Origin of the sequence: Bacillus cereus group sp. MG16, from assembly GCF_040459875.1 — a bacterium.
GTDB classification, from domain to species: Bacteria; Bacillota; Bacilli; order Bacillales; family Bacillaceae_G; genus Bacillus_A; species Bacillus_A paranthracis.
In genome coordinates, this window is the sequence record NZ_JARVHE010000001.1 from 185,505 (window position 1) to 206,262 (window position 20,758).

Below are 20,758 nucleotides of genomic sequence, written 5' to 3' on the forward strand. Positions count from 1 at the left end.
TACTCTTTTAGACGGTTTCCTTTCGTTGTATAATGAAAGCGTGAACAAGTCTAAAGATTTTATCATTTTGTTTTTGAAATAGAAAATAATGTGCATAGTCCTATTAATAAATGTGATAACGTATCTAAATTGATAAAGTAAATTCGATAAATAGTTAATCTTTATCTTTTTGTATTACAGGAGAAATGAAGATAATGGTTTCCTATTTATTGAGTTTTGGCATGGAAAAGTAATTGAGATTCTTAAGGGGGAGCTTTCTATAAAAATATAGAAAGTAAATACATTCACAAGAAGGGAGCTCAATATGGAAAAATTGCTAATTGAAGGCGGAAGAGCTTTAAATGGAACAATTCGCGTGAGTGGTGCAAAGAACAGCGCCGTTGCACTAATTCCAGCGACAATTTTAGCAGATACTCCAGTAACTATTGGTGGTGTCCCTAATATTTCGGACGTGAAAATGTTAGGAGACTTACTAGAGGAAATTGGAGGGAGAGTGACTTATGGACAGGAGGAAGAGATGGTAGTCGATCCTTCTAACATGGTTGCAATGCCTTTACCAAATGGAAAAGTGAAAAAATTGCGTGCTTCTTATTATTTAATGGGTGCGATGCTTGGCCGTTTTAAAAAAGCTGTTATTGGGCTTCCAGGTGGATGTCACTTAGGACCGAGGCCGATTGATCAGCACATTAAAGGATTTGAAGCGTTAGGTGCACATGTTACGAATGAACAAGGTGCTATCTATTTAAGAGCAGATGAACTACGAGGGGCACGTATTTATTTAGATGTTGTTAGTGTAGGAGCTACGATTAATATTATGCTAGCAGCTGTACGAGCGAAAGGTAGAACTGTTATTGAAAACGCAGCGAAAGAACCGGAGATTATTGATGTAGCTACACTGTTAACTAGCATGGGAGCACGCATTAAAGGTGCTGGTACAGATGTAATCCGAATTGATGGTGTGGATTCATTGCACGGTTGTCATCATACGATCATTCCAGATCGTATTGAAGCGGGTACGTATATGATCTTAGGTGCTGCGTCAGGAGGAGAAGTAACAGTTGATAATGTTATTCCTCAGCATTTGGAGTCAGTTACTGCAAAATTAAGAGAAGCTGGTGTCCAAGTTGAAACGAATGATGACCAGATTACAGTGAACGGTGATAGAAGATTAAAAGTAGTTGATATAAAAACGCTTGTATATCCAGGTTTCCCAACAGATTTACAACAGCCATTTACAACACTTTTAACAAAGGCGCATGGAACGGGTGTTGTAACGGATACGATTTATGGCGCACGTTTTAAACATATTGATGAATTACGTCGCATGAATGCGCAAATTAAAGTAGAAGGTCGGTCAGCTATCGTAACTGGTCCTGTTTTATTACAAGGTGCAAAAGTGAAAGCGAGTGATTTGCGAGCTGGAGCAGCCCTTGTTATTGCAGGATTGATGGCGGATGGAATTACAGAAGTAACCGGACTTGAGCATATTGATCGTGGCTATGAAAATATAGTAGACAAGCTTAAAGGGCTTGGTGCAAACATTTGGCGAGAACAAATGACAAAGCAAGAAATTGAAGAAATGAAGAACGCATAAGTGATACTTCCGCGAGGGGGAAGCGAAGCATCACTACTTGCGGAAGTACACTTTATAGAAAAACACGGTTCACAAAATACGGCAGAAATATAAAGACTTAAAGGAGAGGGATTATCGTGGAAAGAAGTTTATCTATGGAGTTAGTACGTGTAACAGAGGCTGCAGCTTTATCATCAGCGCGTTGGATGGGACGCGGGAAAAAGGATGAGGCAGACGGTGCAGCAACATCAGCTATGCGTGATGTATTTGATACAATTCCGATGAAAGGTACAGTTGTAATTGGTGAAGGTGAAATGGATGAAGCACCAATGCTATATATCGGAGAAAAATTAGGTACAGGATATGGTCCGCGTGTAGACGTTGCAGTTGATCCTTTAGAAGGGACAAACATTGTAGCAGCTGGTGGATGGAATGCTCTTGCTGTTATTGCAATTGCAGATCATGGTAATTTGTTACATGCTCCTGACATGTACATGGATAAAATCGCGGTTGGCCCAGAAGCAGTTGGGGCGGTCGATATTGATGCGCCTATTATCGATAACTTACGTGCAGTTGCGAAAGCGAAAAACAAAGATATTGAAGATGTTGTAGCGACAGTTTTAAACCGTCCACGTCATCAAGCAATTATTGAAGAAATTCGTAAAGCTGGTGCTCGCATTAAATTGATTAATGATGGAGACGTAGCTGGCGCAATCAACACCGCATTTGATCGTACAGGTGTAGATATTTTATTCGGCTCTGGTGGCGCGCCTGAGGGTGTGTTAGCAGCAGTTGCATTAAAATGTTTAGGTGGAGAAATTCACGGGAAATTATTACCACAAAACGACGCTGAATTGGCGCGTTGCAAAAAGATGGGAATAGACGACATCAACCGCATCCTTCGCATGGAGGACTTGGTAAAAGGTGACGATGCAATCTTCGCAGCAACAGGTGTAACAGACGGAGAACTATTACGCGGCGTTCAATTTAAAGGTAGCGTAGGAACAACACAATCCCTTGTTATGCGCGCAAAATCAGGCACAGTACGCTTCGTAGACGGACGTCACAGCTTAAATAAAAAACCGAACTTGGTTATTAAATAAAAAGTGTAAGCGGCTCGTTCAGAATCGCAGGCTATTTAGAACTCTCGACCTTGAAGCGCTCTTTGCTTCGAGTGAGAGAGTGAAATGACCGGAGATTCTAGCCGCTGGAACTGGATTAAGTAAAAAGCGTAAGCAGTTCGTTCAGAATGGGAGGGGGATGGAGCTTCTTCCTACGAGGCGCTTTTTGCCTCGTAGGAAGAAGTGAAGCCACCGAACATTCTAGCTGTTGGAGCTGGATTAAATAAAAAGCGAAGACAAATTTTCTTGTCTTCGCTTCTTGTATTTGTGTTTCAACGTATTGATTAAAACTAGATAAAAGGGTTACAATAGTGAATATTACCCTACTTGAACTTATTGCCTTTCATTATTAATTATTTGCCTTCCGTATTTTTTCCCTTTACCCATGTGAAAAGAGAATAACGTTAAAGTGTGGTGTCTGAATGAATTTGTCAATTGCAGCATTAGAAAACATGAAATTAAAAGAGTTATACGAGCTTGCGAAAGAATTTAAAATTTCGTATTATAGCAAATTAACGAAAAAAGAGTTAATCTTCGCCATTTTAAAAGCTCGAGCAGAAAAAGAAGGTTTCTTCTTCATGGAAGGCGTATTAGAAATTATTCAATCAGAAGGATTTGGATTCCTACGTCCTATCAACTACTCTCCAAGCTCAGAAGATATTTATATCTCAGCTTCGCAAATTCGTCGTTTCGATTTACGTAATGGAGATAAGGTTTCTGGTAAAGTACGACCTCCGAAAGAAAATGAACGCTACTTTGGGTTATTACAAGTTGAAGCTGTAAACGGAGATGATCCAGAGTCAGCAAAAGAGCGTGTGCATTTCCCTGCATTAACACCATTATACCCAGATCGCCAAATGAAATTGGAAACGGAACCGAAAAAGTTACCGACACGCATCATGGATTTAATTGCACCAGTTGGATTTGGACAACGTGGTTTAATTGTCGCGCCTCCAAAGGCTGGTAAAACTAGTCTATTAAAAGAAATCGCACACAGTGTTACAACCAATCATCCGGAAGCTGAATTAATTGTCCTTTTAATTGATGAGCGTCCAGAGGAAGTAACAGATATTGAACGTTCTGTTAAAGGAGATGTTGTAAGCTCTACTTTTGATGAAGTACCGGAAAATCATATTAAAGTAGCAGAACTTGTGTTAGAACGTGCAATGCGTCTTGTAGAGCACAAAAAAGATGTTATCATTTTAATGGATAGTATTACCCGTTTAGCGCGAGCTTACAACCTTGTTATTCCGCCAAGTGGTAGAACATTATCGGGTGGTATCGACCCAGCTGCCTTCCATAGACCGAAGCGTTTCTTTGGAGCTGCACGTAATATCGAAGAAGGCGGTAGCTTAACAATTTTAGCAACAGCTCTTGTTGATACAGGATCTCGTATGGACGATGTAATTTACGAAGAATTTAAAGGAACTGGAAATATGGAACTTCATTTAGATCGTTCATTAGCTGAGCGTCGTATCTTCCCGGCAATTGATATTCGCCGTTCTGGTACACGTAAAGAGGATCTATTAATTCCGAAAGAACATTTAGACAAGCTATGGGGTATTCGTAAAACAATGCGTGATACACCAGACTTTGTTGAAGGTTTCTTACGTAAACTTCGTCAAACAAAGACAAATGAAGAATTTTTACAAAACATTGTTGCAGATTCGAAAAGATATGTAACAACGAAGTAAAGGGAAAAGATTGGGACTCGCTTATTTTATGGTAAGCGAGTTTTTTATGTTTTTTAGGTGATCTTAAAGAGAGATGAGTGGAAGGGCATTAGTTGGTTCTAGTTGGATGAGCGGCCTCCATTTTAAGATAATATCCAGCTCCATCCCCCTCCCATTCTGAACGAACCGCTTGTGCTTTTAAATGATATCCAGTTCCGGTGGCTAGCTCTTCGCATCTAAGAACCTTCCGCCCGAAAGGTAAAAAGCACCTTTAGGGCGGAAAAACCTTAGCTGGTCAGAGCTGAGCGAGCCCCCTCCACTTTTAAGATAATATCCAGCTCCAGCGGCTAGAATCTCCGGTCATTTCACTCTCTCGCTCGAAGCAAAGAGCGCTTCAAGGTCGAGAGTTCTAAATGCCCTGCGATTCTGAACGAGCCGCTTCTGCTTTTAAATGATATCCAGTTCCGGTGGCTAGCTCTTCGCATCTAAGAACCTTCCGCCCGAAAGGTAAAAAGCACCTTTAGGGCGGAAAAACCTTAGCTGGTCAGAGCTGAGCGAGCCCCCTCCACTTTTAAGATAATATCCAGCTCCAGTGGCTAGAATCTCCGGTCATTTCACTCTCTCGCTCGAAGCAAAGAGCGCTTCAAGGTCGAGAGTTCCAATGCCCTGCGATTCTGAACGAGCCGCTTCTGCTTTTAAAATTAAAAAGACAAAAACAGGTAGTTGCAAAATGAAGTTAGCCTTGTTATAATTTCATCATATGTGTTTCATCAATATAGTTGTGTATGCAGCTGAAGATGAAAAACTCTGTTTCGAAAATGATTCAGGGCGGAAGGAGATGAAAAGAATGAAAGCAGGAATTCACCCAGATTACAAGAAAGTTGTATTCATGGACACAAACACAGGCTTCAAATTCTTAAGCGGATCTACTAGAGGATCTAACGAAACTGTTGAGTGGGAAGATGGTAACACTTATCCATTACTAAAAGTTGAGATCAGTTCTGATTCTCACCCATTCTACACTGGACGTCAGAAGTTTGCTACTGCAGACGGACGCGTTGACCGCTTCAATAAGAAATACGGTCTTAAGTAATAAAAACATAAAACAGGCAAGTGTATCTATTCGCTTGTCTGTTTTTTTTGCGAAAATATTATACCTTTACCCTACTTTTAATTAAAAAGTAGATGAAAGGAGAGCTTCATGTACTTAATAAATCAGAACGGTTGGATTGAAGTGATTTGCGGTAGTATGTTTTCTGGTAAATCAGAAGAGCTTATCCGCCGTGTGCGTCGTACGCAATTTGCGAAACAACATGCAATTGTATTTAAACCATGTATTGATAATCGCTATAGTGAAGAAGACGTTGTATCACATAACGGATTAAAGGTAAAAGCAGTTCCTGTTTCAGCTTCAAAAGATATATTTGAACATATCACTGAAGAAATGGATGTAATTGCAATCGATGAGGTGCAATTCTTTGATGGGGACATTGTGGAAGTGGTGCAAGTATTGGCAAATCGTGGCTATCGTGTCATTGTAGCTGGTTTAGACCAAGATTTCCGTGGTCTACCATTTGGACAAGTTCCTCAGCTGATGGCGATTGCTGAACATGTAACAAAACTACAAGCAGTATGTTCTGCATGTGGATCTCCGGCAAGTCGTACACAACGATTAATTGATGGAGAACCAGCGGCATTTGATGATCCGATTATTTTAGTTGGTGCTTCAGAATCGTATGAACCACGCTGTCGTCATTGTCATGCAGTTCCTGCAAACAAAGATAAGTAAAACTCGCTGCGCAAGGCGGGTTTTTTTCAGAATAGAGAGTGTGAGTGGTGTGAGCTGCCTACGCTTTAAGTTGTGATATCTAGCTCCAGCGGCTAGCTCTTCGCAGGTTTTAAATATATTATCTAGCTTCAGCGGCTAGAATCTCCGGCCATTTCACTCTCTCGCTTGAAGCAAAAAGCGCTTCAAGGTCGAGAGTTGAAAGTGGCCTGCGATTCTGAGCAAGCCGCTTACGCTTTTAAATATAATTTGCGTTTTTTTGAGTAAGTACCATATACTATTTGTATTAGATACTAGGATGTAGAGGTGAATGATGTGTTAGATCGTTTGCAAGCTGTAGAAAATCGTTATGAGAAGTTAAATGAATTGCTAAGCGACCCAGCAATTATTAGTGATTCAAATAAGCTTCGTGAATATTCAAAGGAACAGTCTGATATACAGGAAACGGTAGAGGTATATCGTGAGTATAAGGATGTTCGTGAGCAATTAAAAGATGCGAAAGCAATGTTAGAAGATAAGTTAGACGCAGAAATGCGTGAAATGGTAAAAGAAGAGGTTTCTGAGTTAGAATCACAAGAAAAAACTTTATCAGAGCGTCTGAAAATTTTACTTGTACCAAAAGACCCTAACGATGATAAGAACGTTATCGTTGAGGTTCGTGGAGCTGCTGGTGGCGATGAGGCCGCTTTATTTGCTGGTGACTTATACCGTATGTATAGCCGTTACGCTGAGGTACAAGGTTGGAAAACGGAGATTATCGAGGCTAGCTATACAGAGTTAGGTGGATATAAAGAGATTATCTTTATGATTAACGGTAAAGGTGCTTTCGCGAAGCTGAAATTCGAGAATGGAGCTCACCGTGTACAACGTGTTCCTGAAACGGAATCTGGTGGACGTATCCATACATCTACAGCAACTGTAGCTGTATTACCAGAGGCAGAAGAAGTAGAAATTGATATTCATGAGAAAGATGTTCGTGTTGATACATTCGCTTCTAGTGGACCTGGTGGACAAAGCGTTAATACAACGATGTCAGCGGTACGTTTAACGCATTTACCGACTGGTGTAGTTGTATCATGTCAGGATGAGAAATCACAAATTAAGAATAAAGAAAAAGCGATGAAAGTATTACGCGCACGTGTTTATGATAAGTTTAGACAAGAAGCGCAAGCTGAGTATGATCAAAACCGTAAACAAGCTGTTGGTACGGGTGATCGTTCAGAGCGTATTCGTACGTATAACTTCCCGCAAAACCGTGTTACAGACCATCGAATCGGTTTAACGATTCAAAAGTTAGATCAAATCTTACAAGGTAAGTTAGATGATTTCATCAATGCCTTAGTAATGGAAGATCAGGCTCAAAGGATGGAGGCAGCTGAGTAATGCGTGTCTATGAAGCCCTGAAATGGGCTTCTTCTTTTTTACAGGAGAATGGACGAGATGAAAATGCGGGAGAAATTGTCCTTTGTCATGTATTAAAGACGAATAGAACAGGATTATTGATGAACATGCGTGAAGAAATAACTGCGGAACAAGAAAAAAGTTTTACAGAGTTTATCCACAAGCATGTAGAAGGTATTCCTATTCAATATATGATTGGTCATGAAATGTTTTATGGAAGATCGTTCTTTGTGAATGAAGAAGTATTAATACCAAGACCAGAAACAGAAGAGCTTATAGTAGGAGTGTTAGAAAGAATCGAGCGTCATTTTGGTGATGAGAAAATACATGTAGCAGATATTGGTACAGGTAGCGGAGCAATTTCGATTACACTTGCTTTAGAAAATAAAAATCTTCATGTGTATACGGTAGATATTGCGCAGGAGTCGATTGAAGTTGCAAAAGAAAATGCGAAAACTTTGGGCGCAGAAGTAACGTTCTATCATGGTGATTTATTATCACCATTTTATGAAACGGGTCAAAAGTTAGATGTTGTTGTTTCAAATCCTCCATATATACCGGAAGAAGATTGGCGTGGTCTTTCTCCCGTGGTGAAAGAGCATGAGCCAAAGAGAGCGCTTGTTGGTGGTGAAGACGGATTAGATTTCTATCGCCGCTTTATGGAAGAGTTGCCGAATGTGTTGCAGAAGAAAGCAATTGTCGCATTTGAAATTGGAGTAGGGCAAGGTGAGGACGTGAAAGGGCTGTTACAACAAGCATTTCCACATGCTCATGTTGAGGTTGTTTTTGATATTAATGGAAAAGATCGTATGGTATTTGCGGAGATGGAGTAAGGTTTACACCTTACTCTATTTTTTTGTGGAAAAATTCATATAGATTTTGAATTTAATAGTTTAGAAAGATGAAAGTCTGTCCACACTGTTTGTAGAAGGGACGGTGGAGGAAATGAAAAAACAAGTTATTGCTTATCTTCTTCTATTATTAATTGGTGCACAGTTACTTGTGCAGTTTGGATATATGAAAGCTGATGCGAAAGGGCCTTCAGTTATTCCGAAAGAGGCCGTTCGATTACGGATTTTAGCAAATAGTGATTCAGATAAAGACCAAGCGTTAAAGCGCAAAGTGCGTGATGAAGTAAAAGCACAAATTGATGGATGGGTAGCTGATTTAACTTCATTTGAAGAAGCGCGCAAAGTCATTCAAAGTCATATTCCAGAAATCGAAAAAACAGTAGCAAATACGTTGAAAAAAGAAGGAAGTAAAGATTCATTTCAAGTGAATTTCAGTAAAAATGTAAAGTTTCCTACAAAGGTATATGGGAATTTTATTTATCCGGCAGGGGAATATGAAGCAGTCTTAATTACAATTGGGGAAGGTGAAGGGGCAAACTGGTGGTGTGTACTATTTCCACCGATGTGTTTCTTAGATTTTTCAAGTGGTACAGCTGTAAGGAAAGAAGAACATGTTGTGAAGGCTGAATCTCCTGAAGAGGAGCAAGTGAAACAAATAGATGATGAAGAAGTAGTAAATGTAGAAGAGAAAAAAGGGGATGAGGTGAAGGAAAAGAAAGTTGTAAAGCAGGAAGTCGCAAAAAAAGTAACAGCTTCTGAAAAGAAAGTAGTAAAAAATGAAACGAAAGTAGAAGAACAACCTGTAAGTAAAGAGGAAACAAAAACTGTGGAAAAAGTGGAGAAACCTGTGGAACAAAAACAAGAAAAGCGAAATGAGTATGTAAAAGTAGAGGAGGAAGAAGAAAAGCCGGAAGTTAAGTTATTTATTGTAGAAGCTTTTACATCTTTATTCTCTAAATAGTACTATTCGTAAATCCCTTCTCATATATAAAAAAGAGGAGGGATTTATTATGAAGAAGGTATATTTTGCGACGAAGGCAGATGTGGAAAGATTGCATTCTTTTTTCGGACAAGCTAATAAAAAAGATGATAAAATAAATGAGTTGTACGCACAGTTTATGATTTTGGAAGAGGCGGAAGAAATACGGGCAGTCATTGGATATGAACAAAGTGAAGAAAACGCACTTATTCGTTCTTGTTTATTCACACCTAATGTGGATAAACAGACTTTCTTATATTTTTTTGAAATGTTTTTGCAGTATATGAAAGAAAAAAATATTCGACAATTGTACTTACTAACAAATCATCCACAATCTATAACGATCTTTCAGTTTTTTGACTTTGTTACGATAGAGAAAGAGGACGTACCAGAGGGAATTCGACAGTTAGAACACTTTTGTAAAAATATAAAAGAGCCAAATGCAATAATACTAAATTGTCAGCTATTCACAAAGTTATCCACGGATTAATTAGGTTTATCCACATTTTGTGGATAAACCTTGTTTGTCTTTTGGATAAATCTCATAGTAAACTAAAAATAGACAAGTATTTCAGGGTAGAAAAGGACGTGGGAAAAAATGCATACAAATATGTGGGTTGTGGATAATGTTGTGGAAAGAAAAAAATATTATCCACAGTTACAAGAAGCAGCAAAATTATTAAGGGAAAATGAGGCGATTGCCTTCCCTACAGAAACAGTATATGGACTAGGTGCAAACGCGATGAATGATGAAGCGATTGCGAAAATTTTTGAGGCGAAAGGAAGACCGAGTGATAATCCACTTATTGTCCACATCGGTACAAAATCGCAGTTAGATGGTATTGTGAAGGAAATTCCGCCAGTTGCAGAACAGTTAATGGAGCATTTTTGGCCGGGCCCTTTAACAATTATTTTACCTAGAAAAGAAGGGATTTCAGAGAAGGTAACGGCAGGACTTAATACGGTTGGAGTAAGAATGCCTGATCATCCGGTAGCTCTTGCTCTTATTGAAGAGGCAAATGTACCTGTTGCAGCACCAAGTGCGAATCGTTCAGGTCGTCCAAGCCCGACGTTAGCATCTCACGTATATGAAGATTTAAATGAGAAAATCGCAGGTATTGTAGATGGTGGTGCAACAGGAGTCGGTGTTGAATCGACTGTAATTGATTGTACGAGCGCTGTTCCAACGATATTACGCCCAGGTGGGATTACGAAAGAACAATTAGAATCGGTAATCGGCACGGTTTCTTTAGATCCGGCTTTAAAGGATGAGAAGGAAAAACCGAAATCACCTGGAATGAAATATACACATTATGCACCGAAAGCGCCGCTAAGTATTGTTGAAGGTTCAAGTGAATTTATTCAACGCCTTGTGGATGAGAAGAAGGAAGAAGGATTCAAAGTCGGTGTATTAACGACAGAAGAGTATCAGCATGTATATAGCGCGGATGTTGTATTATCTTGTGGTGTTCGAAGTGATTTAGCTAGCGTTGCGACTAAATTATATGATGTACTTAGAACATTTGATGCAAGTGAAGTGGATGTTATTTTTAGTGAATCATTCCCGAATGAAGGAATAGGGAATGCCATTATGAATCGTTTAACAAAAGCGGCAGGACATCAAATTATTACTGAATGATAAGGTACGATTAGCAAACAGAATATTTCTCCTCGGATAAGCATATTTTGAAGTAGCACGTCCGAGGAGGGACATGAATGACGTTTGAACAGATAATACCTTTAATAATTATGGCGTTCGCCTTAGGGATGGATGCGTTCTCGGTAAGTCTTGGTATGGGAATGATGACCTTAAAGATAAGACAAATCCTGTATATCGGTGTGACGATAGGGATATTTCATATTATCATGCCATTTATAGGGATGGTATTAGGTCGTTTTTTATCAGAGCAGTATGGAGACATTGCATATTTTGCAGGTGCTATTTTATTAATCGGATTAGGATTTTATATTGTATATTCATCTATCTTGGAGAATGAAGAGACTCGAACGGCCCCTATTGGAATTAGTTTATTCGTATTTGCATTTGGGGTTAGTATAGACAGTTTTTCAGTAGGTCTTAGTCTTGGTATTTACGGGGCACAGACAATCATTACGATATTACTTTTTGGATTTGTTAGTATGTTATTAGCGTGGATTGGTTTATTCATTGGTAGGCATGCGAAAGGTATGCTCGGTACATATGGTGAGATAGTAGGTGGTATCATTTTGGTTGGATTTGGATTATATCTCCTTTTTCCTATATAATTTTAAGGGGGAGGGTGTTATTTTACAAATTTCAATTTTAGGTTGGATTAGATTAATTCGCGAATGATAGGATAGTTCCTTTCTGTGCATAGTTTTGTTTGTACTATACTAATTACGCTAAAAAATTCCACATATAGAAAGGATGAGATGGATGACGAGATTGAAGCAAGTTTTTGGTATTATTATTAGTTTTTTTGTATTTTGGTTTAGTATGCTCGGTGTACAAATGTTTGCTGAGTTTTTAGATATTGAGTCATTGAAGTTTGTTGCGGGGAAAACGGAGGCAGCGCGTGCTTTTTATTCTCCATACCCGTTTTTAATTGTTTTTCTTATTACATTGCTTTCCCTTTACTTCTTCGTAATTAAGCTTGGGAAACCGAAAAAAGAGAAAGTACCTACTTTAGAGGAGCAGAAAGAAGAGATATAAGGGGGGATACTATGTCTAACATTTCTTTGGCAGAAGCTGTAAAATTAAAAAGTGTATTATCGAAAAGAATACATGAATTAGAAGAAGAGATGAACCAAATTGGATTTGTTGAAATTGAAAAAGGTGATACACTTCCAAAACAGACGCGTACATTGGTACAAGTTGAACAGGAACTAGATGAAGTTCGCGCTGATTTTCGTCTTTTAGATAAATTAATGTATGAAGCAAATATCCGAAATGAAGTGAATTTCAACGGAGAGAATATAACGATTGTTGAAGCGATAGAACTTGCAACGCAGTTACGTGCAAAAGCTCGAAAGTGTAAAGAGTTTGGCGTGAGTAAGAAAGAAGAACATGTATATTCTTACGGTGAAACATCATCGCTTGTAAAAGTAGCCATGTTTGATCCTGAAGTATATCGTGTAAAAGGTTTAGAGTTAGAGAGACAAGCTAATAGGTTATCTAACTTAATTAATGCGAAAAACTACGCCATTGAACTAGACTTTGATGGTGAAAAATACTTTTAAACCTTGAAGTGGTGAGACTCCGCTTCAAGGCATAGAAGAAGACCACTTTTGTAAAAATGAGATTTGTGATGGCCAAAGGACAACCAATCATCCAATAACCAATCACACTGTTACTTTTTACCGATGACCAATAATGGAAAAAGAGGTCGATGACCAATACTGAAAAATTATTTTTCTTCTTCTATGAAAAGGGTGTACCAAATTAATTTGGTACACCCTTTTATATTATTGTTACTTCTATTCTGAATGAGCTGTTTTCGCTTTTAGGTGTTATCCAGCTCCAGCGGCTAGAATGGTCGGTGGCTTCGCGTCTTCCTACGAGGCAAAAGGCGCCTCTACGTCAGAAGCTCCATCCTCCTCCCATTCTGAACGAGCCGCTTCCGCTTTTAGGTGTTATCCAGCTCCAGTGGCCAGCTCTTCGCATCTAAGAACCTCCCGCACGAAAGGTAAAAAGCACCTTTTGTGCGAGAGAACCTTAGCTGGTCAGAGCTAAACGGGCCCTTCCACTTTTAAACATAGCCAGCTCCAGCGGCTAGAATCTCCGGTCATTTCGCTCTCTCGCTCGAAGCAAAGAACGCTTCAAGGTCGAGAGCTCCAATGCCCTGCGATTCTGAGTGAGCCGCTTCCGCTTTTAGGTGATATCCAGTTCCAGCGACTAGCTCTTCGCATCTAAGAACCTTCCGCCCGAAAGGCAAAAAGCGCCTTTAGGACGAAAGAACCTTAGCTGGTCAGAGCTGAACGAGTCGCTTCCACCTTTAAATGGGCCTCACTAATTCAAATTGTTCTCCTAGTTTTGCGTAGTTGTGTCCTGCTAGGCGGCTTACTGGTTTGAGTCCTTCTGCGTGAATGCGACCTTTTTCGTATAGGTGTTCTGCGACGTGGAAACGAACGACGCGTCCGATTAGTAAATCGCAAGCTGGTGAGTCTTCTGTTCCGCCAAGAGGGATTGCGCGTTCTAGTACACATTCCATTCGAATATTTGCTTCTTTTACACCTGGAACGGAGATGACATCACTTTCAATGGGTGTTAATTTTGCTAATTCAATTTCACTTTCATTTGGAGGGAGATTTGCTGCTGTTTCGTTAATTGCCGCTACATATGATTCATCAGAGATATGTACGACAAATTCTCCTTTTTCAATTGCGTTTCGAGAAGTGTCTTTTCTTTCTCCAGCTTTTCGTTGTACAGAAACTGAGATAAGTGGCGGATTAGCAGCAACAATATTGAAATAACTATATGGTGCTCCATTTAATACGCCGTCTTTTGTTACAGAAGTAACGAATGCGACAGGGCGTGGAATAATACTTCCTGTAAGTAATTTGTAATTCTCTTTTTCCGATTGTTCATTTGGATTAATGGATAACATGATTGAAATCCCCTTTCTAAATATGACGACTTATTGTTTGTTTACAAGATGTTAGTGGAAAACTCCTGCTGAAAATAATATTTTTATTACATAAAAAGAACTTACTTCAACCACAATGAAGTAAGTTCCACCTAAATAATCTCGAATTCAAGATAAAAATTATAGTAAAACGTATGCGCCAGGACCGATTAAAGCTACACCGATAGCAACAGCGATTAACATTAAGTTATATTCATATCCATTTTGAGTTACCCAGTAACCGTTTTTTCCATGAACAGTGAAGATCGCCATTAACATTGTTCCAACGATAAATAATGAACCGATTGCAGTGAAAATACCTGATGCGAATAAGAAACCACCTAATAGTTCAGTTGCGCCAGCCATAAATGCCATAAATACACCAGGGCGTAAACCGATTGATTCCATCCAGCCACCTGTTCCTTTTAAACCGTAACCGCCGAACCAACCAAATAATTTTTGAGCACCATGACCCATGAATGTAATACCTATAATAAGACGAATAATAAGAAGACCGAAATCCATCATTTTTGAAAACCTCCTAAAAGTTATTAACTTACCTTACGTAAGTAATAATAAAATAGTTACTTACTTTAGTCAAGTGGATTTCGAAAAAAGTTTGAAAAAAATTTTACAAATTAACAACAAAAAATAAAATGTAGTAAAGACCTCTAGACAAGTTGGGTAAAAAAAGAGAAAATATAAGTAGAAGTTAACTTCTTATTGTTATTCAGACAATCAGAATTGACTGGAATTTTGTGAGACGCTACAATAAGAGTCTAGTAGTAATGACGTAATTTATTTCGAAAGCGTTTTTACAGTATAATATTCGAAGTATGAGGTCTTACGTTTATTCTGATCTTTAATAGAGATTGCCCTATAAACTTTTAGGTAAATTATAAGGAGGACTATCCTATGTTTAAAAAATTATTCGGTCTTGGTTCAAAAACAAATGAAGAAACAATCGTAGCTCCATTAACTGGAGCGGTGAAAAATATTGAAGAAGTACCAGATCCAGTATTCGCTGGTCGTATGATGGGTGATGGTGTTGCAATCGATCCTACTGAAGGTGTAGTTGTATCTCCAGTTGATGGCGAAATCGTACAATTATTCCACACGAAACATGCAATTGGAATTAAAGCGAAAAACGGTACAGAAATTTTAATCCACGTTGGATTAGAAACTGTAAAAATGGAAGGCGAAGGTTTTGAAGCTCACGTTTCTGAAGGACAAGCTGTAAAAGCTGGAGATAAATTAATCTCATTCGACTTAGAATTAATTCGTGAAAAAGCGAAAAGCACAATTACTCCAATCGTTATTACAAACACAGATGCAGCTGAGTCTATTAAGACAACTGTAGGTGTAACTGCTACAAAAGGTTCAACAGAAGTAATGAAAGTTACAATGAAATAATTATCACATGAAAGGAATCCGTTTCGTATGAAATGGATTCCTTATTTTGTTTTGTAGTCTGTTCCTTATATATGGTAAAATACTTTGGGCACTTGGAAATAGGGTTTCACATATATGTGGATAAGGCGCATTTTTCTTAGAAAAAATATAAGAGAAATGTGCCTTTCGTATATTCACATTTCTTTTGTTCTATTGTAATGTACGCTATGATAAAAGGAAGGAAATAGAGAAAAGGGGTGGGTTTAGATGAAACGAGTATTATTTGTTTGCACTGGAAATACATGCCGTAGTCCGATGGCTGAGGCGTTACTGCGCCATTATGGAGAAGGTAAGTTTGAAGTGCAATCTGCTGGTGTTTTCGCCTATCCTGGAAGTGATGCGTCGGTACATGCAAAGGAAGCTTTAGCTGAAAAGGGAATTGCAATCGATCATGCTTCGCAGCAGGTAAACGAAGCCTTAATTGATTGGGCAGATATTGTAGTAACAATGACGGAAAACCATAAGGAAATTATCCTTGGGCATTATCCAAGTGTTGAAGGGAAAGTAGATACATTATATGGAGTAACTGAGGGGATGAGTAAGGATATTTCAGATCCGTTCGGCGGCTCTCTCTCTATTTATAAAGAAACATTAGAAGAGATGGAAAAACTTGTACAAACTTTACTGAAAAAACATTCAGAAGGTTGATGTTTCGTGTATAATACGATATTGGAGATCACTTCGTCCCATTAAAGGATTAAGTGAGAATGAAGATAATGGATTGAAACTTTGGAGGGGTAAAAATGAAAGTAGTAGTAGCATCTGATCACGGCGGTATGAATATCCGTAAAGAACTTGTAAGTTTATTAGAAGAGTTAAATATTGAATATATTGATTTAGGTTGTGAATGTGAAGCTGGTTCTGTTGATTACCCTGATTTTGCGTTTCCAGCAGCGGAAATGGTAGCAAATGGCGAAGTAGATCGTGGTATTTTAGTTTGTGGGACAGGCATCGGCATGTCAATTGCTGCAAACAAAGTAAATGGTATTCGTTGTGCGTTAGTTCATGATACTTTCAGTGCGAGAGCAACGAGAGAGCATAACGATACAAACATGTTAGCAATGGGCGAGCGTGTAATTGGTGCTGGTCTAGCACGTGACATCGCAAAAATTTGGTTAACAACTGAATTTGAAGGCGGCCGTCACGAAAACCGCGTAGGAAAAATTAAAACATACGAAGCAAAGTAATAGATTCTAACTAGAAGCAGTAGGAAATATAATTTGGTGAACCAACCTGTGAAAGGAAGAGGCGTAATGACAGAAATCGTAAAGGTAAGAGAACAGCTACAAATTTCGCTTTCTGATTTCCAAGAACAAGCTTCATTACAAAGTGGTCAAATTTTTGTAGTGGGGTGTAGTACGAGCGAAGTGCTAGGAGAAAGAATTGGGACATCAGGAACGATGGAAGTAGCAGAGGCGATTTTTTCTGAGTTAAAACAATTTCAAGAACAAACAGGTATTGAGTTGGCGTTTCAATGTTGTGAGCATTTAAACCGTGCTTTAGTAGTTGAGAAAGAGTTGGCGATGAAATATCAATTTGAAATTGTAACAGTTACGCCTGTTAGATCAGCAGGTGGTGCATTAGCAACATATGCTTATCACAATTTGAAAGATCCGGTAGTAATTGAGTTTATTAAAGCAGATGCGGGAATGGATATTGGTGATACATTTATCGGTATGCATTTAAAGCACGTAGCTGTTCCGGTTCGTACTAGTGTGAAGGAAATTGGAAGTGCACATGTAACGATGGCAACAACACGTGGAAAGCTAATTGGTGGAGCACGTGCTGTTTATGCGGCGAAGGAAGAGACTATCACTTGCCGTTAAAGTTATGAATAAGGTATGTTGTCTGACTTTATTATAGAAGAAAGAAAAGACCGATTTTCGGTCTTTTTTTTCTTTTATGATATAGAAAGTCATGTTAGAATGTAGTTGAAAACATGAAGGTTCGAAAGAATTACAACCTGAATTTTCGTTTTTTCTGAATAAATAAGAAAAAACTGTTGGGAATCGATGTAATTCGTTCAGAAAAGGGGGATTTTGGTGGATCATTTAAAACGTCAAGATGAAAAGGTATTTGCTGCAATTGAGGCAGAACTAGGAAGACAGCGTTCGAAGATTGAGTTAATTGCTTCGGAAAACTTCGTAAGTGAAGCAGTAATGGAGGCGCAAGGTTCTGTTTTAACGAATAAGTATGCTGAAGGATATCCTGGGAAACGTTACTATGGTGGTTGTGAGCATGTAGACGTAGTAGAAGATATCGCACGTGATCGCGTAAAAGAAATTTTCGGCGCAGAGCACGTAAATGTTCAACCGCATTCTGGTGCACAAGCGAACATGGCAGTATACTTCACGATTTTAGAGCAAGGCGATACAGTACTTGGTATGAATTTATCTCATGGTGGTCACTTAACACACGGAAGCCCTGTTAACTTCAGTGGAGTACAATATAATTTCGTAGAATATGGCGTGGATGCTGAATCTCACCGTATTAATTACGATGATGTATTAGCAAAAGCGAAAGAACATAAACCAAAATTAATCGTTGCAGGTGCAAGTGCGTACCCTCGTGTTATCGATTTCAAACTATTCCGTGAGATTGCAGATGAAGTGGGCGCATACTTAATGGTTGATATGGCACATATCGCAGGTTTAGTAGCGGCTGGTTTACATCCAAATCCAGTGCCACATGCACATTTCGTTACAACAACAACACATAAAACATTACGTGGTCCACGTGGTGGTATGATTTTATGTGAAGAGCAATTTGCAAAACAAATTGATAAATCAATCTTCCCTGGTATTCAAGGTGGTCCACTTATGCACGTAATCGCTGCAAAAGCTGTTGCGTTTGGTGAGGCACTTCAAGATGATTTCAAAACATATGCACAAAATATCATTAACAATGCGAACCGCTTAGCTGAAGGCCTTCAAAAAGAAGGACTTACACTTGTTTCGGGTGGAACAGACAATCACTTAATCCTAATTGATGTTCGTAACTTAGAAATCACAGGTAAAGTAGCAGAGCACGTATTAGACGAAGTTGGTATTACAGTGAACAAAAATACAATTCCATTTGAAACAGCAAGCCCATTTGTAACAAGTGGTGTACGTATCGGTACAGCAGCTGTAACATCTCGTGGTTTCGGTTTAGAAGAAATGGATGAAATTGCGTCACTTATTGCTTACACATTAAAAAATCATGAAAATGAAGCTGCATTAGAAGAAGCGCGTAAGCGTGTAGAAGCGTTAACGAGCAAATTCCCAATGTACACAGATCTATAATAGATTGAAGAAGGCTGCTGAGACATAATTGTTTTAGCAGTCTTTTTTGTGGACATATATTGTTCTTTAAGTATGTATACAAATGATGAATAAATTTTGGCGATATAATGAAGGATACAGCTCCCATAATTGGTAAAGATACTAGATAGATTCATCGGAAATCATGACTTTTCCAAATTTGCCCTTGAATATTAGTAGCGTTTTCTTTACAATCGTAAATAGTGTAAAAAAGCGTGCAAACGCATGAATATCATCTAAAGGAGAGATTCACATGGGAAAACTGTATGTATTTGATCACCCGTTAATTCAACATAAGATTACATATATTCGCGACAAGAATACAGGTACGAAAGATTTTCGTGAATTAGTGGACGAAGTAGCAAGCTTAATGGCTTTTGAAATTACTCGCGACCTTCCACTTAAAGACATTGAAATTGAGACTCCTGTAAGCAAAGCGACAACAAAAGTGATCGCTGGTAAAAAACTTGGTTTAATTCCGATTTTACGTGCAGGTTTAGGAATGGTTGATGGAATTCTGAAATTAATTCCAGCAGCAAAAGTAGGACACGTTGGCTTATACCGCGACCCTAAAACATTGCAACCGGTAGAATACTATGTGAAACTTCCAACGGATGTAGAAGAGCGTGACTTTATCGTACTAGATCCGATGCTAGCAACAGGTGGTTCTGCAGCTGAAGCAATTAACTCTCTGAAAAAGCGCGGCGCAAAACAAATTAAATTAATGTGTATCGTTGCAGCTCCAGAAGGAGTAAAAGTAGTACAAGAAGAACATCCTGATGTTGATATTTATGTAGCAGCATTAGATGAGAAATTAAATGACCACGGATATGTAGTACCAGGTCTTGGTGATGCTGGTGACCGTTTATTCGGAACGAAGTAAGACAACTGACGAGAGGGGATTCCCCTCTCGTTTTTTTTGTATCTTGATGAGGTAGGGGAGGGGGATAAATATACATAGTATATACAACATAAGTTGCATACGCATCACATATAATATAGAAGTCTTACGTCTAAAGAGCACTATATTATGGAAGGAAAGCGTTATATCGTAAAAATATAATAGTGACAAACTTGTGAACATTTCCTTCTATTATAAAGAGAAAACTGTTAGAAATTGCATATCCCTAACCAGTATTTAGAAGGGGAACGTTTTCATTTTTGGGAGGAAATGACTAATACTCAAATTTTTTGATTTTTTACGATTTCTCGTTGACACTGTTAATACCCTATTGTATGCTAACAACGGGGATAGATGGTAGGGCTTTCAGTGACAAAAATACATCTATTCCGTGACGAAAATGTAAACTTTTTATTTTGTATAGGATTTATGCAAAAAAATGAGTTATTATTAACACATCGTGAATGAGGGTTACATATTGGAGGGATGAATCCTTGCAAAAAAACGATCGCAGCCATATAAAAGCTTATGCTTTAATGTCAGGTATTCTTGCTCAGTTAGTCGGTTCTATTCTTGTTGGAATCTTTGGTGGGCAGTGGATTGATAATAAGGTTGGAACGTTTCCATTGTTTCTTATAATAGGGTTATTACTCGGGTTAGGAACAGGGGTATACGCAATGATTCGACTCATTCGACATTACTATTCGGGAGAGCAATGATGATAGACGTACATGGACTTGTCCAAAGACAAAAGAAATATATGTACTACTTGCTTGCGCTTCTAGTGCTAGGATGGGGATTCACCTCTTACAAGGATGTATTTCTTGGACTGATTATCGGGACGATTTTCAGTTTTCTTAGTTTGCGCATCATTGCACGTAGAACAGACAAGCTGTTGGATCGCGTGACAAATGGAGAAAACGTGAAGTTTAAGGCGACAGCGGTAAGTACATATTCAAGATTCGCCACGATTGGGTTATTAATTTTATTTGCAGCCAAATATCAAGAGTTAATTGCGATGTGGGGCCTAGGTGTAGGATTGCTGACAGGATACCTTGTCATGATCATAGATTTTCTTTATTTAGAGTATAAGAGCAGGGAAGAGAGGTGAATTA

The 20,758-nt window shown here is 38.7% G+C and carries 24 protein-coding genes; 22 read left to right on the forward strand and 2 right to left on the reverse strand.

The features are described from left to right. Window positions 1-304 precede the first annotated feature (304 nt). From murA to QCI73_RS00930, 13 genes are all read left to right on the forward strand, one after another. Window positions 305-1,594, forward strand: coding sequence for a UDP-N-acetylglucosamine 1-carboxyvinyltransferase (gene murA, locus QCI73_RS00870; protein ID WP_000413260.1), 1,290 nt, complete (start codon window positions 305-307; stop codon window positions 1,592-1,594). 116 nt (window positions 1,595-1,710) lie between these two features. Next, on the forward strand, window positions 1,711-2,676 hold the full coding sequence (glpX, locus tag QCI73_RS00875; RefSeq protein ID WP_000442333.1) for a class II fructose-bisphosphatase: 966 nt from the start codon (window positions 1,711-1,713) through the stop codon (window positions 2,674-2,676). 440 nt (window positions 2,677-3,116) lie between these two features. Beyond that, window positions 3,117-4,388: a transcription termination factor Rho gene (gene rho, locus QCI73_RS00880; protein WP_001053898.1), complete on the forward strand. Its 1,272-nt coding sequence runs from the start codon at window positions 3,117-3,119 to the stop codon at window positions 4,386-4,388. Window positions 4,389-5,214: 826 nt separating this feature from the next. Beyond that, window positions 5,215-5,460 (forward strand): type B 50S ribosomal protein L31, encoded by a 246-nt coding sequence (locus QCI73_RS00885; protein WP_000643437.1) that lies wholly within the window; start codon window positions 5,215-5,217, stop codon window positions 5,458-5,460. Between the two features lie 108 nt (window positions 5,461-5,568). Further along, window positions 5,569-6,156 (forward strand): thymidine kinase, encoded by a 588-nt coding sequence (locus tag QCI73_RS00890; RefSeq protein ID WP_262724296.1) that lies wholly within the window; start codon window positions 5,569-5,571, stop codon window positions 6,154-6,156. Window positions 6,157-6,468: 312 nt separating this feature from the next. Next, a complete protein-coding gene (prfA, locus tag QCI73_RS00895) occupies window positions 6,469-7,536 on the forward strand; it encodes a peptide chain release factor 1 (RefSeq protein WP_000887065.1) in 1,068 nt (355 codons plus the stop codon). Further along, window positions 7,536-8,387: a peptide chain release factor N(5)-glutamine methyltransferase gene (gene prmC / locus QCI73_RS00900; protein ID WP_001267033.1), complete on the forward strand. Its 852-nt coding sequence runs from the start codon at window positions 7,536-7,538 to the stop codon at window positions 8,385-8,387. The genes prfA and prmC overlap by 1 nt, the downstream gene beginning before the upstream one ends. 112 nt (window positions 8,388-8,499) lie before the next feature. Further along, window positions 8,500-9,366 carry a stage II sporulation protein R gene (gene spoIIR, locus QCI73_RS00905; protein WP_327923303.1) on the forward strand — a complete coding sequence of 289 codons (867 nt, stop codon included), beginning with the start codon at window positions 8,500-8,502 and terminating at the stop codon, window positions 9,364-9,366. Window positions 9,367-9,415: 49 nt separating this feature from the next. Then, the gene (locus tag QCI73_RS00910; RefSeq protein ID WP_048552890.1) at window positions 9,416-9,874 is read left to right on the forward strand and encodes a GNAT family N-acetyltransferase; all 459 of its coding nucleotides are present in this window, start codon (window positions 9,416-9,418) and stop codon (window positions 9,872-9,874) included. A 108-nt stretch (window positions 9,875-9,982) separates the two neighbouring features. Continuing rightward, window positions 9,983-11,023, forward strand: a complete 1,041-nt coding sequence (locus tag QCI73_RS00915; protein WP_353822356.1) for an L-threonylcarbamoyladenylate synthase — start codon at window positions 9,983-9,985, stop codon at window positions 11,021-11,023. 77 nt (window positions 11,024-11,100) lie between these two features. Beyond that, window positions 11,101-11,649 (forward strand): manganese efflux pump MntP, encoded by a 549-nt coding sequence (locus QCI73_RS00920; protein ID WP_353822357.1) that lies wholly within the window; start codon window positions 11,101-11,103, stop codon window positions 11,647-11,649. 151 nt (window positions 11,650-11,800) lie between these two features. Next, window positions 11,801-12,076 (forward strand): DUF3935 domain-containing protein, encoded by a 276-nt coding sequence (locus tag QCI73_RS00925; protein ID WP_000197474.1) that lies wholly within the window; start codon window positions 11,801-11,803, stop codon window positions 12,074-12,076. A gap of 11 nt (window positions 12,077-12,087) precedes the next feature. After that, on the forward strand, window positions 12,088-12,603 hold the full coding sequence (locus QCI73_RS00930) for a hypothetical protein (RefSeq protein WP_000065590.1): 516 nt from the start codon (window positions 12,088-12,090) through the stop codon (window positions 12,601-12,603). Window positions 12,604-13,358: 755 nt separating this feature from the next. Here QCI73_RS00930 and QCI73_RS00935 read toward each other — a convergent pair. Both QCI73_RS00935 and QCI73_RS00940 read right to left on the reverse strand, forming a co-directional pair. Then, window positions 13,359-13,970, reverse strand: a complete 612-nt coding sequence (locus QCI73_RS00935) for a flavin reductase family protein (RefSeq protein WP_000949039.1) — start codon at window positions 13,968-13,970, stop codon at window positions 13,359-13,361. A 159-nt stretch (window positions 13,971-14,129) separates the two neighbouring features. Further along, window positions 14,130-14,516, reverse strand: coding sequence for a DoxX family protein (locus QCI73_RS00940; protein ID WP_000968618.1), 387 nt, complete (start codon window positions 14,514-14,516; stop codon window positions 14,130-14,132). Between the two features lie 387 nt (window positions 14,517-14,903). On the opposite strand from QCI73_RS00940, the gene QCI73_RS00945 reads away from it, so the two are divergent. From QCI73_RS00945 to QCI73_RS00985, 9 genes are all read left to right on the forward strand, one after another. Further along, the gene (locus tag QCI73_RS00945; RefSeq protein WP_000473666.1) at window positions 14,904-15,401 is read left to right on the forward strand and encodes a PTS sugar transporter subunit IIA; all 498 of its coding nucleotides are present in this window, start codon (window positions 14,904-14,906) and stop codon (window positions 15,399-15,401) included. Between the two features lie 246 nt (window positions 15,402-15,647). Next, on the forward strand, window positions 15,648-16,088 hold the full coding sequence (locus QCI73_RS00950; RefSeq protein ID WP_000832384.1) for a low molecular weight protein arginine phosphatase: 441 nt from the start codon (window positions 15,648-15,650) through the stop codon (window positions 16,086-16,088). Between the two features lie 95 nt (window positions 16,089-16,183). Further along, window positions 16,184-16,627, forward strand: a complete 444-nt coding sequence (gene rpiB, locus QCI73_RS00955; RefSeq protein WP_000869919.1) for a ribose 5-phosphate isomerase B — start codon at window positions 16,184-16,186, stop codon at window positions 16,625-16,627. A 66-nt stretch (window positions 16,628-16,693) separates the two neighbouring features. Next, the gene (locus QCI73_RS00960; protein WP_000136362.1) at window positions 16,694-17,266 is read left to right on the forward strand and encodes a TIGR01440 family protein; all 573 of its coding nucleotides are present in this window, start codon (window positions 16,694-16,696) and stop codon (window positions 17,264-17,266) included. Between the two features lie 216 nt (window positions 17,267-17,482). Next, window positions 17,483-18,724 carry a serine hydroxymethyltransferase gene (gene glyA / locus QCI73_RS00965; RefSeq protein ID WP_353822358.1) on the forward strand — a complete coding sequence of 414 codons (1,242 nt, stop codon included), beginning with the start codon at window positions 17,483-17,485 and terminating at the stop codon, window positions 18,722-18,724. Between the two features lie 271 nt (window positions 18,725-18,995). Then, window positions 18,996-19,625 (forward strand): uracil phosphoribosyltransferase, encoded by a 630-nt coding sequence (gene upp, locus QCI73_RS00970; RefSeq protein WP_000517539.1) that lies wholly within the window; start codon window positions 18,996-18,998, stop codon window positions 19,623-19,625. A 372-nt stretch (window positions 19,626-19,997) separates the two neighbouring features. Next, window positions 19,998-20,111 (forward strand): DUF4024 domain-containing protein, encoded by a 114-nt coding sequence (locus QCI73_RS00975; RefSeq protein WP_000232961.1) that lies wholly within the window; start codon window positions 19,998-20,000, stop codon window positions 20,109-20,111. Between the two features lie 26 nt (window positions 20,112-20,137). Further along, window positions 20,138-20,362, forward strand: coding sequence for an AtpZ/AtpI family protein (locus QCI73_RS00980; RefSeq protein WP_001171223.1), 225 nt, complete (start codon window positions 20,138-20,140; stop codon window positions 20,360-20,362). Then, window positions 20,362-20,754, forward strand: a complete 393-nt coding sequence (locus QCI73_RS00985) for an ATP synthase subunit I (protein ID WP_000567600.1) — start codon at window positions 20,362-20,364, stop codon at window positions 20,752-20,754. The genes QCI73_RS00980 and QCI73_RS00985 overlap by 1 nt, the downstream gene beginning before the upstream one ends. Window positions 20,755-20,758: the final 4 nt, after the last annotated feature.

Bases quoted from the DNA above. Each gene is read 5' to 3' on its own strand.
- QCI73_RS00960 (WP_000136362.1), top strand. From the start codon at position 16,694: ATGACAGAAATCGTAAAGGTAAGAGAACAGCTACAAATTTCGCTTTCT.
- QCI73_RS00890 (WP_262724296.1), top strand. From the start codon at position 5,569: ATGTACTTAATAAATCAGAACGGTTGGATTGAAGTGATTTGCGGTAGT.
- QCI73_RS00985 (WP_000567600.1), top strand. From the start codon at position 20,362: ATGATAGACGTACATGGACTTGTCCAAAGACAAAAGAAATATATGTAC.
- QCI73_RS00935 (WP_000949039.1), bottom strand. From the start codon at position 13,970: ATGTTATCCATTAATCCAAATGAACAATCGGAAAAAGAGAATTACAAA.
- rpiB (WP_000869919.1), top strand. From the start codon at position 16,184: ATGAAAGTAGTAGTAGCATCTGATCACGGCGGTATGAATATCCGTAAA.
- QCI73_RS00940 (WP_000968618.1), bottom strand. From the start codon at position 14,516: ATGATGGATTTCGGTCTTCTTATTATTCGTCTTATTATAGGTATTACA.
- murA (WP_000413260.1), top strand. From the start codon at position 305: ATGGAAAAATTGCTAATTGAAGGCGGAAGAGCTTTAAATGGAACAATT.
- QCI73_RS00885 (WP_000643437.1), top strand. From the start codon at position 5,215: ATGAAAGCAGGAATTCACCCAGATTACAAGAAAGTTGTATTCATGGAC.
- prmC (WP_001267033.1), top strand. From the start codon at position 7,536: ATGCGTGTCTATGAAGCCCTGAAATGGGCTTCTTCTTTTTTACAGGAG.
- spoIIR (WP_327923303.1), top strand. From the start codon at position 8,500: ATGAAAAAACAAGTTATTGCTTATCTTCTTCTATTATTAATTGGTGCA.
- QCI73_RS00945 (WP_000473666.1), top strand. From the start codon at position 14,904: ATGTTTAAAAAATTATTCGGTCTTGGTTCAAAAACAAATGAAGAAACA.
- rho (WP_001053898.1), top strand. From the start codon at position 3,117: ATGAATTTGTCAATTGCAGCATTAGAAAACATGAAATTAAAAGAGTTA.
- QCI73_RS00920 (WP_353822357.1), top strand. From the start codon at position 11,101: ATGACGTTTGAACAGATAATACCTTTAATAATTATGGCGTTCGCCTTA.
- upp (WP_000517539.1), top strand. From the start codon at position 18,996: ATGGGAAAACTGTATGTATTTGATCACCCGTTAATTCAACATAAGATT.
- QCI73_RS00915 (WP_353822356.1), top strand. From the start codon at position 9,983: ATGCATACAAATATGTGGGTTGTGGATAATGTTGTGGAAAGAAAAAAA.
- QCI73_RS00930 (WP_000065590.1), top strand. From the start codon at position 12,088: ATGTCTAACATTTCTTTGGCAGAAGCTGTAAAATTAAAAAGTGTATTA.
- QCI73_RS00910 (WP_048552890.1), top strand. From the start codon at position 9,416: ATGAAGAAGGTATATTTTGCGACGAAGGCAGATGTGGAAAGATTGCAT.
- QCI73_RS00975 (WP_000232961.1), top strand. From the start codon at position 19,998: ATGGTAGGGCTTTCAGTGACAAAAATACATCTATTCCGTGACGAAAAT.
- QCI73_RS00950 (WP_000832384.1), top strand. From the start codon at position 15,648: ATGAAACGAGTATTATTTGTTTGCACTGGAAATACATGCCGTAGTCCG.
- QCI73_RS00925 (WP_000197474.1), top strand. From the start codon at position 11,801: ATGACGAGATTGAAGCAAGTTTTTGGTATTATTATTAGTTTTTTTGTA.